The 395-nt window shown below is 37.0% G+C and carries 1 pseudogene; it reads left to right on the top strand.

The features are described from left to right. Positions 1-193: pseudogene (locus KGA66_RS32610) on the top strand (hemolysin family protein); the annotation flags it as partial. Positions 194-395 lie beyond the last annotated feature (202 nt).

Raw genomic sequence — 395 nt, 5'->3', positions numbered from 1 at the left:
TGTTGATACCATTGCAGGATTTTACTTGACAGGGCTTGGAACCATTCCAAGTCAGGATGAAAAAGAAGCCTACGAATTAGATAACAATGGTTTCCACATTGTGATGGTCAATGACAAAGTGAAAAATGGCCGTGTAACAAAATTGAAAATTCTCATCACACCACTTGATGATGAGAACGAAGAGAAGGACTAGTTTTGGTCTTTCTTTTTTTTATTCTCTTTCTAAGATCAACCTTATCATTGAGTATTGTCTTGTAAATATGTTACACTCTAATATAGAGTTAGGAATGGCCTACGATTTTTTGAAGGGATAGAAGAGCACCTTGAATTAGTAGACACTCAAATAATGGAGTCGGGTGTGCTTGGCTTGACATATCGGATACGAAAGGATAGAG

The organism is Actinocrinis puniceicyclus (assembly GCF_018283645.1).
GTDB lineage: Bacteria > Actinomycetota > Actinomycetes > Streptomycetales > Catenulisporaceae > Actinocrinis > Actinocrinis puniceicyclus.
The sequence above is the reverse complement of the archived record's forward strand: the minus strand, read 5'-3'. Positions and strand labels throughout refer to the sequence as shown.